Here is a 13,825-nt window from a genome sequence, read left to right as displayed (position 1 = left end):
CCGGAGACGTCGCGGCTCTCGGAGAGAGACGGGAGGTCGGTGCCTGGAGTCGCGACCGGGTAGGTCGTCTCCCGAGCGCCTCCGGGCGCGAGTCACGGCACGTTTTCGTCCGGGCGTTTCGTGAGGAGCGGTGCGCTCGCTCTGCTCGCGCACCCGAGGCGATCAGATCGGGTGTTCACACCCGCATCGACGAACAGCCGAGAGGTGACTGGGCGTCGTGAGCAGCGTTCGAAGACGGTGACGCGGCCAGTGACCGGCTCTCAGCCGCCGCCACCGGCGACACCGCTTCCGATGGCGGCGCCACAGTCGCTACACGCGACGACGTAGAACCGTTTGGAGGATCTGAAGAGTCCGGCCATCTTCGAGTCGAGGTCGACGAACTCGACGTCCGATTCGTCGGCGATTTCGCCGTCACACTCGGGGCAGTGTACCATACCGTCCGATCGAACACCGGCTCGAGGTAAGTGTCTTCTCCAGCGTCAAACGCGGACAGAATGCGCCCGCTACACGTCCCGGCTCTTCAAGCAGTCCACACCGGTCCGCGCTTCGACCGGAACGCGTCCCGTGCCCTGTACGGTGGAGACGACACCGCCGGCTGTTGCCAGACCCGATGTGCGATCGACAGCGAATCCCGTCGGCACGGCAGTCACGATTCGCCACACCGAGACGTGCCCGAGATACCGCATCCGGTGGAGTCGTCGCGACGGCGGGTTCGGACGGAACGCGCTGGAGACGGCGGCCGTCTCACCTCGGAGACGCCGGACGTTTCCCCGCTGGTCGGCCGTGCCGGAGGAGCAACACCAAAGTCCGCCGCCCGACAACGACGACTGTGAAAGAGTACCAGCAGAAACAGCTGTTGGAGCGCGTCAACCGGGAGGGCGCGACCGTCGGCGCGGACATCCCCGACCGGATCACGGTCCAGGGAGAGGAGGTGAACCTCCGGGAGTTCGTCTTCGAGATCAAACGACGGGACACCATTCCGCCCGGCGAGCACGATCGGGTCGAGCGTGCGAAGAAGAACCTCCGCCGCGAGCGACTGCAACGCCTCCAGCGGATCGAGCGAAACGAGGTCACCTACGAGGAGGGCGAGACGCTCGTCGAGAGCATCGTCGGTATCGACCGGGCACTGAACGCCCTCGAACAGCTCCGCCCGACGGACCTCGAACGCGAGGCCAAGGCCCAGCAGGCCGCCGACCAGAAGCGGTGGATGAAGTTCCTCCGGCAGGCGCTGGGGAGAGAGGACGCGAACAAACCGAACCGACGATGAGCCGGAACGACGAGATCGCGGGGCTGTTCGAGGAGTTTGCCGACCTGCTGGAGGCGCAGGACGTCTCGTACAAACCGAACTCCTACCGGCGAGCCGCCGAGAACATCCGCGAGTACCCCCGACCGATCGAGGACGTCGCGACGGAGGGCGAGGCGGCGCTGGCGGAGATCGACGGCGTCGGCGACGCCATCTCATCGAAGGTGATAGAGTACTTCGAGACCGGCGAGATCGAGGAGCTGGAGGACGCCCGCGCGGCCCTCCCGGTCGACATGGCCGGCCTGACACGCGTCGAGGGCGTCGGTCCGAAGACCGTCGGCCGCCTCTACGAGGCGCTGGGTATCGAGACGCTCGACGACCTCGAAGCCGCCGCTCGCAACGAAGAGATCCGCGAGGTGAAGGGGTTCGGCGAGAAGACCGAGGAGAACATCCTCGAGAACATCCCATTCGCCCGGCAGTCGCGCGAGCGATCGCTCCTGGGCGAGGCACGCCCGGTCGCGGACGACGTGCTCGCACACCTCGACGGGCACGACGCCGTTGGCGACGTCGCGGTCGCCGGCTCCATCCGCCGGTGGCGCGAGACCATCGGCGACGTGGACGTGCTGGTCGCCTCGGCGGCGGCCGAGCGCGTCGTCGCGGCGTTCACCGACTGGGAGGACGCGACGAGCGTCATCGAGAGCGGGACGAGCAAGGCGTCGGTGCGGGCCGACGGGACCCGGGTCGACCTCCGCGTCGTCGTCCCCGACGAGTTCGGGGCGGCGCTGCAGTACTTCACCGGGAGCAAGGAACACAACGTCTCGCTCCGCAACCGCGCCATCGCGCGCGACCTGAAGATGAACGAGTACGGCGTCTTCGACGTCTCGGGCGTCGACGACCCCGACGCCGGTCAGCGTGTCGGCGAGCGGGTCGCAGGCACAACCGAGGAGGAGATGTACGCGGCGCTGGACCTCGCGTGGATCCCACCCGAGCTCAGAGAGGACACCGGTGAGATCGCCGCGGCGGCGGCGGACGACCTCCCGGCGCTCGTGACGACCGATCAGATTCGTGGCGACCTCCACACCCACACAGAGTGGTCGGACGGACGCGCCACCATCGCAGAGATGCTCGCCGGAGCCGAAGAGCGGGGGTACGACTACCACGCGGTGACCGACCACGCCACCGGTCCGGGGATGGTCGGCGGCGTCGGTCTCTCGGACGCGGAACTCGAGGAGCAGGCCGACGCGGTCGAAGAGGCGGCCGACACGGTCGAGATCGAGGTGTTCCACGGCGTGGAGGCGAACGTCGACGCCGAGGGCGGGCTCTCGGTCGGCGAGTCGCTGCTCGAGCGGCTGGACGTCGTGGTCGCCTCACCCCACTCGGCGCTCGACCAGGGGCGCGAGGCGGCGACCGAGCGGCTCGTGCGCGCGGTCGAACACCCCGAGGTGGACGTGCTCGGCCACCCGAGCGGCCGGCTGTTGAATCGCCGACCGGGGCTGGAACTCGACTACGAGCGCATCGCGGAAGCCGCGGCCGAGGCGGGGACGGCGCTGGAAGTGAACGCGAACCCACATCGGCTCGACCTCCCGGGCCCGGGCGTCCGCGCCGCCGTCGAGGCGGGGGCACGCGTCGTCGTCAACACCGACGCGCACGCGCCCGCCGAACTCGACTACGCCCGCTACGGCGTCCACACGGCGCGCCGGGGGTGGGCCGAGGCCGCGGACGTGCTCAACACCGCGAGCGTGGGCGACCTCCGTGGGTTCCTCGACCTGGACTGACGCCGATGGCCGACCCGTCCGACCGACTCCTCCTCGACGCCATGCTGGGCAAGCTCGCCAGATACCTCCGCATGTGCGGCTACGACGCGGCGTACGCGCTCGACCGCGGGATCGAGGCCGACGACGACCTCCGCGCCGTGGCCGAATCCGAGGGGAGAGCGCTCCTCACGCGGGACCGGCAGCTGGCCGCGCGGGTCCCCGGCAGCGTCCGCATCGACGCGCGCGAGATCGACGACCAGCTCCGCGAACTCCGATCAGCGGGGTTCGAGCTGTCGCTCGCGGGGACGCCCGCGCGGTGCGGTCGGTGCAACGGTCCGGTCGACGCGATCGACGAACACGGGGACGTCCCCGACTACGCGCCCGACCCCGGTGACACGGCGTGTTACCGCTGTCGTGACTGCGGCCAGGTGTTCTGGAAGGGGAGCCACTGGGACGACGTGCGGGAGCGGATCGCGGGGCTGTGAGGGTTCACCGCTTCAGTGTGAGCCCGGTGCCACCGTCGGTGCGTCGGGCGAGCCAGAGTCACTCGGCGTCCGACGTCTCTGTCGAGGGACACGTCGTCACAGGAACAGCGTTCGACGCGGACACGGTTCGTGACAGAAACGTGTGAAAAGCGGGTCGGAAACGGACCTGACGCGCCTCCGTCTTCAGCGCCGCGTCCACTCCTCGCAGGCGTCCATGTCGTCCATCAGTTCGTCGTGGAGACCGCAGTACGGCTGGATGCCCGCGTCGGTGCGGACGTAGTCGAAGTGCTGGCAGTTGCCGCAGTAGGTGTCGCCGACCTGTCGTGGTCGGGGTTCGTCGCCCGGGTTGGACAGGAACTCCGTGCCGTCGTCGCCACTCCCGTCCAGTGGGGAGCGGATGTCAGAGGAGGACGCACCGCCGTCGGAGGCGGTCGTCGAGGCGGCCTGTGCCCGGCGGGGGGTCGACGACGAAGACGACGAAGACGAGTGCGACGACGTGGCGGTTCCCGCCGACGAGGACGAGGGCGACGGCGAGGACGACGACGTCGGTGAGAACATCGCGGAACTCCACGAGGCACCGTCGCCGGTCCCCTCGGTGCCGGTCTGCGTCTCGACGCCGCCGTCGGGCTGTGAGCCGAAGAGGCCGACGCTGCCGGCACCGGGTTTCGGTATCTCGACGACCTTCGTCTCTCCCTGTCGGGTGACCTCCATCCGGACCGTGCCGCCCGGAGCGTTGCGGGTCTTGAAGTTGGCGATGCCGACGAAGAGCCACCAGAACGTCGTGATGAGCCCGAAGAAGTAGACGCCCACGGTGGGGAGAGTGAGATCCATCAACCCCGCGCCGCAGTTCGACCCGGACCACTGACACGGGTAGGCGTGCCAGAACATGCCGACGCCGAGGACGGCGATGCTGGCCCCGACGACGGCGGCCGCGCGCGTCCGTGTTTTCGAGGGGAGGATCGTCAGGACGCCGAGGAAGACGGCCGGGACGCCGATCCCGCCGAGGACGCCGCCGACGTGACGGCCGTTCGTGATCCCCTGAGCCGTCGCAGTCGTGTACAGGACGTCGGTCGCCGCGACGAGGATGCCGCTCAGGACGAGCAGTGCGCCGGCCAGGAAGAGGCCCACACCCGCGTACAGCCGCCGGAGGTCCGGGCGGTGTTCGCCCGACCGTCCCTCCCCGGTGTACACCTCCGAGAGACTGGTCATACGCCCGTGATACACTGCCCGTACACAAAACGCTACGTCAGACGGTCGCATGACACCGACGCCGTCGGCTGTTCGGCCGAGCGGGGTGGGGACGGATCGACAGCCACGGGCGAGACGGATCGACGGGAACGGACGGGACGATAGTCGACAGGCACGGACGGGAAGGGAAGGGATTAATGTCGGCGATTGCCAAGCGACTCGCATGGCAGACGACGAAGACGAAGCGGAGGAGGGACCTGTCGTCGAACTCGGCGAGCGCGAGGCCGTCGAGGGACAGCCGCTCGCCCGGATCGCCTCGCGATTGACCTGGCCCCACGAGAAGAGCCGCGTGGTCGAGAAGGAAGGCGAGAGCGTCGTCCGCACCCCCGGCGGCCCGCAGACGCTGGCCGACGTGCTCGAGTCGGTCGACGTGACCTACTTCGACGGGCGACAGTCGTTCGTGTCGGCCGTCGAGGACGCCGTCGGGAACGGGCCCGTCCAGACCGAGTGAGGGCGTGACGCGACTCGAACGGTTCTCGCTCGGGCGGCTCGAACACCTCTCGTGGGTACAGCGGACGCTGCTCGCCGGGATCTTCCTCTCGGTGCTCTGGAGCGCGTGGAACGTCCCGCGAGGGGACCTCACGATGCGCGTCCTCCGCGATGCGGTCGTGTTCATCGCACTCCCGGCCGCCCTCGCGGTCACGCACGGCCGACACCTCGGCTGGCGGATCGACCGTCGCGCCGTCCGCAACGCCGTGCTCGTCGCGCTGTTCGTCCTCCCCTTCTATCTCGTCGGCTCCTCGCTCCCCACGATCCGGGCGTACTACCCGATGTGGGAGACGTCGACGGCGCTCGGCGCGTTCGTCCCGCACGCGCTCCAGCAGCTGGTCGTCGTGATCGCCGCCGAGACGTACTACCGCGGCCTCCTCTGCGTGGGGGTCCGCGAGGAGATCGGCTTCAAGAGCGTCTTCATCTCTCCCGTGGTGTACGCCCTCCACCACGTCGGCAAGCCACCGATCGAACTCCTGCTGTCGGGCCCCACGGACGTCCTCTTCGGGGCCGTCGACTACGACGCCAACTCCATCTTCCCCTCGATCGTCGCCCACGGGCTGGGGCTCGCGCTCCTCGACTGGCTCGTCCTCCACCCACCGCTCATTCCGCCCGAGCGGGTCCTCGAGTGGCTGTCGTTCCTCCCCATCCCACTCTGAGGACGCGGCACGACCGCGGGACGGTCACCACCAGCCCGCTCCCGCGAGGGTCTTGTTCTGTCGCCACACTACCATACCTTTTCGTCGCTCGCAGACGAACCGACGTTGGATGACACTTCCGATCGATCCGGCCGTCCTCACGGGAGACGACATCGGCGAACACCGCGCGACCCTCCACATGGAACACGAGGAGGCGATCGACCACGTCCGCGACGCGTTCAAGCGGGCGGGGTTCGGCACCGCGGTAGAGTTCTCGCTCTCCGACCTGCTGAACGAGAAGATCGGTGCCGACCGCGACCCCTACTACGTCCTCGGCGCGTGCAACCCCGAGGTCGCCGACCGCGCGCTCGACGCGACCGGCAACAAACTGGGTGGACTCGTCCCCTGCAACGTGGTCGTCTGGCAGACCGAACCCGGCGTGCAGGAGGTGTACCACGTCAGCATCATGCGCATCGCCCGACTCGTCGGGATGGCACCCGACGACGAGGAGATGGCCGACATCGTCGCCACGACGGGCGAACTGGTCGAGGAGGCGTGGGCAAACCTCGACACGGCCGCCGAGGCCGCGGCCGACGACTGATCCCCGGCACCCGCGATTCGCCTGCTCACTCCTGCGATCCGTCAGTTCGCTCCCGCGACTCGTCGTCGTCCGCCTCGTCGAGTTCCGATTCGAGGTCGCGCACTCGGGCTTCCAGCGCTTCGATCTGGTCGTCGTCGCCGGCGAGGTACTGCCAGCCGAGGACGGCGATCACGATCGGTACGCCGAAGAGCGCGACCAGCAGGAGGAGTATCACGAGGAGTTCCGGACCGCCGGGGACGCCGGGAAACAGCGGGACCATGCGCGACGGTCCGGCACCCGCGACTATATGCCTTGTTCCCCTCCCGTCCGTGACGCCGTGACGCCGGTCGGCAAGGGACCGAGACGAGTGCCGATCGATGCACTGCGTCTCGTCCCGGTCGACGGGACTGTCGCGAGCCCGCACCAGCGTTCGCCGGGTCGGTGCGACGACTCGCCGCGAGTCGGTCGCACCGACCTGCTCAGTCGTCCGCGAGGGCGGGTTTCGTCGGCGATTCCGGCGTCGCTGCCACCGGTTCGTCGCTCGGTGCCCAGTCGAGCTCACCGTCGTAGTGGAACGCCCGGTGATCCCGTTGCGGATCGACGACCGTCAGCGAGAGCCAGCCGTTGTCGAGGAGTCCGCGCATCGCCTCGTGGTCGGCCAGAACGTCGGTGACGCGCTCGACCGGAGCGTGGATGACCGTCGAGAGACGGAGCGGCTGGTGGTAGAGTTCGTCGTCCGCACTCAGCAGCGACTGCGACGGAAGGCCGGTCATCAGGTCACCGCCGTTGCCCTGGAAGACGCCCACGTTCCCGACCGGATTCTGTGTCACCTTCGACCCGCTCCCGTACACCCCGTTGTCGACCGTCGCGAAGTAGTACTGCGTGTTGATCCACTGCGTGACGACCATCGGCCCGGTCATGATCACCTCGAGGGCGTCGCCGTCCGGGTCGGTCGTCCAGTCGTACGAGTGGAGGAACGACCGGCCGTCCAGATCGAGGCCCGCGGTGAGCGCCCGGGGGCCGACGACGAACCCCGCGTTGCCGGCCAACCCCCACTCGGGGCGGGTCTCCGCCCAGTCGGCGGCACGCCGCTCCGTCTCACGAACTCCCGACTCGGCGTCGGCACCCATGTCACCGGCGCGCTCGGCCGCGGCCCCGATGCGTGCGGTCGCGAGGTCGGCGCGGAGCCGTTCGAGGTCGTCCGCGTGCGTGTCGGGCACGTTGCTGGCGTACAGCTCCACCTCGTCGGTGGTCGTGTTGTGCTCGCCGGCGACGAAGACGGTGTCGTCGGGGACGTCGATCCCGCGCGCTCCGAGGGCCGCTCTGACCGCGTCGTCGTTGCAGATCGCCGCGAGGACGCGAGCGTTCGGGCCACCGGGGTTGCCGGCGCAGGCACCACAGTCGAGACTCGACTCGTACGGGTTGTTCGTCGTCTCGCTGGCGTGGCCACAGAAGACGACCACGCGGGCGAACTCCTCGATCCCCATGAGTTCGAAGGCCGCCGCCGCGTACTCGACCTTCTCGTCGAGCGTGAGGCCGGCCCGAAGCGTCGAGACGGGGTCGGGCGTGTAATCGATCCGCGGCTCACAGAACTCGTGGGCGTCGGGGACGTGGCCGTCGACAGTGTCGAACAGGTCGTGGACGCGTGCCGGGAGGAGCGTCCGGGCGGCCAGGGCGGCCCCGTAACCCACGCCAGCGCTCTCGACGAAGCTGAACGCCGTCGCGGCGTTGGATTTGAGACGCTCGATCGCGTGCGTCGCGGACCCGACCACCCCGTGCCAGCGGTCGTACCCGGTTCTGTCGCTGCTCGTCGTCCTCGTGGGACGGTCCAGGATGTAGTGCTGTGCGTCGAGGATCGGCGGACAGGCGTCGACCGTCACGTCGGAGTCGTAGCCGGCGTACCGCATCGGGATGCCGAAGAACCCGGCGTAGCCGTGCGTCTCGTAGTTCCCGGCGGCCTCGACGTGCCGGCGGACGATCTCCGAACGCGTGTCGATGCAGAAGACGAGCTGGGCGTCCGGCCGGTCCCCATCCGGCGTGTCGGCGAGCGATTCACTCGCCTCGGTGAGGGCATCGACCAGTTCGGCGCGGTAGGTCGCCTCCCACGCGGTCAGCCAGAGTTCCGGGAGGGGGACGTCACCGCCGTCCTCGTTTGTGTCCGTGTCCAGCTCTCCCGGGGTGTGGCTGGCGTCGCCGTCGGGTGCCTCGGCGGGAGCGAGCGGCGCGTCGAACAGGTCGACGAGCGTCAGCCGCACTGCCAGATACTCCGAGAGCGTGATCGGATACGTCGACTGCCACGCATCGAGGTCGTCGACACGCTGCTTGACCAACCCCGTCCAGCCCGGGAGCGCGGCCAGCTGGAATTCGAAGACGTCGCGCCACTCGCCGACGGGATAGTCGGCGAGCCGGTCACGGATCGCGTCGACCGGCCGGTCGGGGAGGTCGACGAGCGCGTCCGCGTCGGGGATGTCGCCGTCGTACCGAGCCACGGTGCGGAACGCCGCGTAGAAGCCCTGCTCGCGGTTCGGCATGGGCCACTCGGCCTGTCCCTGGTCGAGGAACGCCGCCAGCCACTTCGTCAGCACCGCGTCGACCCGATCCGTGGCCGTCGTCGACGTGCCGAGCGTGTCCTTCGACGCGGCGGCCATGCGGTCGAGCGACGCGTCGAGGTCGTCGTCGTAGCCGTGAGCGGCCAGTTCGGCCCGCACCACCGCTGGGTCGATCTCCCCGGACTCGAGCGCGCGACGGAACACGTCTGCGCTCGGGTAGCCGTCGCCGCCGAACAGCCGTTCGGCGTGCGCGACGGCCTCGTGGAACGGCTCGTCCTCGAAGCCAGCCAGCGGGTTGGCCGTCACGAACGAGTGGAGCGGCCAGACGGGGCCGACCACGTCGGCCGCCGCTTCGATGCTCTCCTCGATGGCGTGTTCAGTACTCATGGTAGTCCTCCCTCGAGAGCAGCAGGGAGTCCGACGCGGGTCTGGTCGCGTTCATCAGTGCCGCGTACAGGCGGTGGCTGCGCCGGTAGACGCCGCTCTCGACGGCGACGTACGCCACGACGAACGCCGCGGCGACGAGCCCGTGGACCGCCGTCAGTTCAGCCGGCTGTCCGACTGCGGGGAGTCCGGCCAGGAGGCCCTCGATCAGCCGATAGACCACCGCGTAGACGGCGATCGCCGGCAGCGCGATCAGCGGGACGGCGCCGTACCGGATCGTGGCCGGTATCGAGGTCCGCACGACGACCTCGCGGGCAGCGTGCAGGACCGTCAGGACGACGAGGAGTGTGAGCAGGAGTCCGCTGTCCAGCGCGGTCCCCTTGCCGGTGAGTCCGGCGAACAGGGCGCCGCCTGCGAGGCCAGTGCCGACGATCACGGCGACGCCGACGAGACCCGACGAGCCCGAAGCCGTCGTCCTCGTCGGACTCACGTGTTCGACTCGGCTGCCGGAGCCGAGGAACTGGTACGCCTTGTACAACCCGTGCAGGACGAGGTGGGTGATGGCGGCCCCGAAGAAGCCCAGCCCGGCTTGCATGATCATGAACCCCATCTGTCCGACCGTCGAGCAGCCGAGCTGGCCCTTGACGTCCGTCTGGACGGTCTTCAGGAGTTTGCCCAGCAGCGCGCTCGCCGCGCCGACGAGGACGATCGCGAGCATGAAGCTGGCGTCGACGGTGACGACCGGCGCGAAGCGTACCAGGAGGATCCCCCCGGCGTTGACGAATCCGGCGTGCATCAGCGCCGAAGCCGGCGTGGGAGCCGTCATCGACGAGAGCAGCCACGTGTGGAACGGAACGAGCGCCGACTGGACCATCGCGGCGGCCAGGAGCGCACCGGCGGCGAGCAGCACGAGCGACGACGAGGTGGTCCCGACGGTCGACGCGGTCCCGGAGACCGTCGTCGTCCCGGTGAGCCACCACAGCGCCACGAGTCCCACGGCGAGAGACGCACTACTCGCGAGGAAGTACCGACGCGCGAGCGAGGCTGCGGCCCGTGCCTGTGACCACCCCTCGACGTGGCCGATCAGCTCGGCCATCACGAGCCCCATCACGAGCCACGCCGCCCCGAACAGGACGAAACTGTCCGCCGCGACCAACACCATCACGGTCAGCGTGAACGCGAACACGCGTCCGAAGAACCGGTCCATCGTCCGACTCCCGGCCATGTAGCGCCGCGAGTAGCTGTGGACGATGCCGCTGAAGAACGTCACCGCCGTCCACATCACGACCGTCAGTCCGTCGACGACCACGACTCCGGCCAGCTCCCACGTCTCGCCGCTCCAGAAGTGGACTGCGAGCACCCCGAGGCTCGCGATCCACAGGAACCACACGAGTCGCGTCAGCGTCGTCGGCACGCGTGATCCCCTGCTCGTTGGAGTCGGAAGCTGTCCCACAGTCGGTGTCCGGTCTTGCCCTGTCATCGGTTGGTCCATCGACGACCCCACCACCGCGACGACGGGTCGTCGCCCCACCCCGAGCGCGGTCTGCGGTCGCCTCTACGCAGTAGAGGAACAGATTAGCTATTAAATCTAACTATATTCCCAAACTGTTCTTCAGATGCCGAATTATAGAACATTATGGTCTGAGCACGAGAAGTCTGAGCACGAGAACACTCTCTACGTGGGGAGCGCACGCGAACCGGGTCGTGGTCGTCTGTTCACCGGAAACGTCGAGTAGGCACCCGCGACGGAAGTGAGGGCGGATCCGGTGGCGTGAGGATCAGCGCCCGTCCTCCGGGGGTCCCTCGATGGTTCGGACCCGATAGAGCCACCTGTCGGTCCCTGAGAGGGAGACGTGACTGCACTGTCGACCGACCGGCACCGTCGCCCGTGACCGTGTCAGTCCCTTCGGCGTCCTGGACCGAGACGCCCCGCCGGATTCGGTCGTTCCCGATCGTTCTTAGCGACCGGCGGGCCCATGCACCCGGAGAGATCAGGATCGGTCCGACGACCGTTTCTCGGGATCGAACCCGCCGAAAGGGGTCGTCTCGTGGCTCCGCACGAGCACCTCGTCGGCGACCGTGAGCCCCATCTCGAGGAGTTCCTGGGCGATGGGCGTGACGTCGTTGTCCGACTCGCCGACCGCGGTCACGAGCAGGTTCTGTTCGCCCGTGACCAGCTCCTGCACCGAGACGACGCCGTCGATGTCCAGAATCTTCGGAACGAGGCTGCCCCGTTCGGGGATCGAGGCCGTGCAGAACAACAACATTCGAAGCGGGTAGCCCGTCTTCGGATAATCTATCTCGGCACTGTACCCTTTGATGAGTCCGTCCGACTCGAGGCGCTGGATACGCTTGCGGACGGTACTGCCGGAGGTACCCGCACGCTCTGCGATGTCACCCGAAGACATGTTGCGGGCGTCTTCCTGTAACGCGTACAGAATGGCCCTGTCCACGTCGTCGATGGCCTCGTCACTCATGCTCGTAGCTCCGCGGTAGAGCTACTTTACCGTTGTACCCCGGTCGGACACGTCGCTGGCCTGCGCTGTCGAACCGCGTCGTCCGGATGCGTGGATGCGTGGTCGTCACCTCGAGGGAGGCAAACCCGACACGGAGAGGGAATCACACGTCGGCTCCGAAGTCGGTCAGCGTCGCCTGCAGTCCCGACACCATCGTCGACTTCCGTCGGAGCCGCCCGAGCGACACCGGGAGGTACTCCGAGACGGAGCGGACCGCCTCGCCGAGCGTCTCCGCGCGGCCTCCCTCCTCGTCGAACGCGTCGCGGACGCTCTCGCGGACCTGCCACACACCACAGGGACCCCAGTAGTCGTCGGAGACGTGTCTGAGCACGAGCGCCTTCGCCTGTCGCCCCCGCGACTCGAGGTGTTCGAGCACGCCCAGCCGCGAGGCGTGGTACGCACCTGCGGTCTCCTCGACGTAGCCCGTCCGACCCTCCCGACCCTCGCGGTCGGCAGCGAGCCACACGCCCGCCTCGGGGTCGGGGTTCCAGACGCTCCCCGGGGCCTTCATCTCGACGAGTTCGAACTCCCACTGGCCGGGGGCGAGCACGACCCAGAAGGCGTTGCCGAGGAACTCGTTGCGGTAGACCTCGACGCCGTCCACCGAGGGCGCGTCGCGGATTCTGCCACGGAGGTACTCCCCAAGTGTGTCGTCAACAGCAGTAATGGACCACCGCGTCGGGACCAGCTTTCGGTTCTCTCCTCGACCGAGCGCCCCCGCGGAGAGGATCGTGTTGATGTCGTACACGTCGAAGCCACGTCGGTACAGGTAGGTCATCGCCCCCTGGGCGTTCCAGTCGTCGTCCTCGAGCGTCTTCTCGACGGGCCGGGGGACGTGGGGGTTCTCCCCGAGTTCGGCGGAGCGAGCGCGGGCCCGCGGCCCCGTCGGAGTGGCGATGTCGTCGCGGCCGGGGTCGAGGTCGAGGTCGGGCCGACCGTCGAGGCCGATCTCGACGGTGACGGGACGGTCGGCGATCGCCACCTCGCGCTGGACGCCGAGGAAACCGTCCCACGCGTCGTGGACGCGCTCGACCTCGGTAGACTGGTTCGAGTTCAGAAGCGACGTCCGCCGCCGGAAGACGTCGGAGATGGAGACGCCCTCGTCGTACCACGCGGCGCTCGTCTCGAACGTCGCCGCGTCCGCGTCGTCGCCCACGCCCACGGGCGAGAGGATCCCCGTCGACACCCGCGGATAGTTCGCCCGGCCGACGAAGATTGACGGGGAGACGCCCCCGTAGATCGAGTCGCCCTGGACCACCTCGTCGAACCGTTCCTGGAAGGTCTGGAGGTGGTCGAGGATGGCGTAGGACTTCTGTTCGGCGAGGCGGCGGCGCTCGGCGCGCTCGTTCGCCTCGATGTCGAGATAGTCGTCGAGGCGCATCCAGTCCGAATTGGGTTCGTTCGGCTATAAGGGTTGTCGGCTGCGGGCCACGCCCGGGGAGCCGGCCAGCGGCGACCACGCGGTCCGTCACCCCCGTGCCCGCTCCAGGATCGCGTCCCGGGCCCGTTTCGCACAGTCCCGGCCGCCGCCACCGAAGTGGAGCGTCCGCTCGTTGACCGGGGACGAGAAGAGCCCACCGGCGTCGAGGGCGACGCCGACCAGTTCGAGCTGGATGTAGCCGATAGCGATCCCCCCGGCGTAGTCGACGCCGCTGATCTCCTCGAACGGAACCGTCGTGTCGTCGAACTTCGAACGTCGGGCCCGTTCGATGACTACCCGGTCCTCGTAGACGACGAGGGTGCCGTCCTGACACCGGCAGACGACGAGCGCCTCGTCGTGGGCGTCCGCCGTGGCGTCGTTCGTGGGGACGCCGTCGACGTCGTTGGCGGGGTCGCCCTCCGCGTCGTCGTTACGCCAGGGGAGGTCGATCATCGCCCTCCCGTACCGCGTGCCGCCACAAGAAGGGTCGGGCCCACTCCGACCATGTCACGTCGGTTG

General features: G+C 68.7%; 14 protein-coding genes. 6 read left to right on the top strand and 8 right to left on the bottom strand.

What is annotated here, in order from left to right:
* Positions 1–260 precede the first annotated feature (260 nt).
* A complete protein-coding gene (locus FZP69_RS22425) occupies positions 261–434 on the bottom strand; it encodes a hypothetical protein (protein WP_192918491.1) in 174 nt (57 codons plus the stop codon).
* A gap of 395 nt (positions 435–829) precedes the next feature.
* Between FZP69_RS22425 and FZP69_RS06850 the strand changes: the two genes are divergently transcribed.
* Genes FZP69_RS06850 through FZP69_RS06840 form a run of 3 tightly spaced genes read left to right on the top strand, consistent with a single transcriptional unit; the run spans position 830 to position 3,482 of the window.
* Positions 830–1,267, top strand: coding sequence for a DUF5788 family protein (locus FZP69_RS06850; protein WP_152040589.1), 438 nt, complete (start codon positions 830–832; stop codon positions 1,265–1,267).
* Complete coding sequence (gene polX / locus FZP69_RS06845; protein ID WP_152040588.1) at positions 1,264–3,018, top strand: DNA polymerase/3'-5' exonuclease PolX; 1,755 nt, start codon at positions 1,264–1,266, stop codon at positions 3,016–3,018. The genes FZP69_RS06850 and polX overlap by 4 nt, the downstream gene beginning before the upstream one ends.
* A 5-nt stretch (positions 3,019–3,023) precedes the next feature.
* Entirely contained in the window at positions 3,024–3,482 is a 459-nt protein-coding gene (locus FZP69_RS06840; RefSeq protein WP_152040587.1) for a Mut7-C RNAse domain-containing protein, read from the top strand.
* A 183-nt stretch (positions 3,483–3,665) separates the two neighbouring features.
* On the opposite strand, the gene FZP69_RS06835 is transcribed toward FZP69_RS06840, so the two are convergent.
* Positions 3,666–4,691, bottom strand: a complete 1,026-nt coding sequence (locus FZP69_RS06835; RefSeq protein WP_152040586.1) for a DUF7139 domain-containing protein — start codon at positions 4,689–4,691, stop codon at positions 3,666–3,668.
* A 202-nt stretch (positions 4,692–4,893) separates the two neighbouring features.
* On the opposite strand from FZP69_RS06835, the gene FZP69_RS06830 reads away from it, so the two are divergent.
* The 3 genes from FZP69_RS06830 (at position 4,894) to FZP69_RS06820 (ending at position 6,458) form a co-directional block, all read left to right on the top strand.
* The gene (locus FZP69_RS06830; RefSeq protein ID WP_152040585.1) at positions 4,894–5,181 is read left to right on the top strand and encodes a DUF5789 family protein; all 288 of its coding nucleotides are present in this window, start codon (positions 4,894–4,896) and stop codon (positions 5,179–5,181) included.
* A gap of 133 nt (positions 5,182–5,314) precedes the next feature.
* Positions 5,315–5,878, top strand: coding sequence for a CPBP family glutamic-type intramembrane protease (locus FZP69_RS06825; RefSeq protein ID WP_394350155.1), 564 nt, complete (start codon positions 5,315–5,317; stop codon positions 5,876–5,878).
* 109 nt (positions 5,879–5,987) lie between these two features.
* The gene (locus tag FZP69_RS06820) at positions 5,988–6,458 is read left to right on the top strand and encodes a DUF302 domain-containing protein (protein WP_152040584.1); all 471 of its coding nucleotides are present in this window, start codon (positions 5,988–5,990) and stop codon (positions 6,456–6,458) included.
* Between the two features lie 25 nt (positions 6,459–6,483).
* Here FZP69_RS06820 and FZP69_RS06815 read toward each other — a convergent pair whose 3' ends face one another.
* The 6 genes from FZP69_RS06815 to FZP69_RS06790 form a co-directional block, all read right to left on the bottom strand.
* Positions 6,484–6,717, bottom strand: a complete 234-nt coding sequence (locus FZP69_RS06815; protein WP_152040583.1) for a preprotein translocase subunit TatA — start codon at positions 6,715–6,717, stop codon at positions 6,484–6,486.
* Between the two features lie 199 nt (positions 6,718–6,916).
* On the bottom strand, positions 6,917–9,373 hold the full coding sequence (locus FZP69_RS06810; RefSeq protein WP_152040582.1) for a DUF2309 domain-containing protein: 2,457 nt from the start codon (positions 9,371–9,373) through the stop codon (positions 6,917–6,919).
* Positions 9,363–10,850 (bottom strand): proton-conducting transporter transmembrane domain-containing protein, encoded by a 1,488-nt coding sequence (locus tag FZP69_RS06805; protein ID WP_152040581.1) that lies wholly within the window; start codon positions 10,848–10,850, stop codon positions 9,363–9,365. The genes FZP69_RS06810 and FZP69_RS06805 overlap by 11 nt, the downstream gene beginning before the upstream one ends.
* A 511-nt stretch (positions 10,851–11,361) precedes the next feature.
* The gene (locus FZP69_RS06800) at positions 11,362–11,847 is read right to left on the bottom strand and encodes an Lrp/AsnC family transcriptional regulator (RefSeq protein WP_152040580.1); all 486 of its coding nucleotides are present in this window, start codon (positions 11,845–11,847) and stop codon (positions 11,362–11,364) included.
* Positions 11,848–11,989: 142 nt separating this feature from the next.
* A complete protein-coding gene (gene nreA, locus FZP69_RS06795) occupies positions 11,990–13,267 on the bottom strand; it encodes a DNA repair protein NreA (protein ID WP_152040579.1) in 1,278 nt (425 codons plus the stop codon).
* Between the two features lie 87 nt (positions 13,268–13,354).
* Entirely contained in the window at positions 13,355–13,759 is a 405-nt protein-coding gene (locus tag FZP69_RS06790) for a hypothetical protein (protein WP_152040578.1), read from the bottom strand.
* Positions 13,760–13,825: the final 66 nt, after the last annotated feature.

Source organism: Salinigranum salinum, from assembly GCF_009176545.1.
Classification (GTDB): domain Archaea; phylum Halobacteriota; class Halobacteria; order Halobacteriales; family Haloferacaceae; genus Salinigranum; species Salinigranum salinum.
This window is presented reverse-complemented; position numbering and strand designations above follow the sequence as displayed.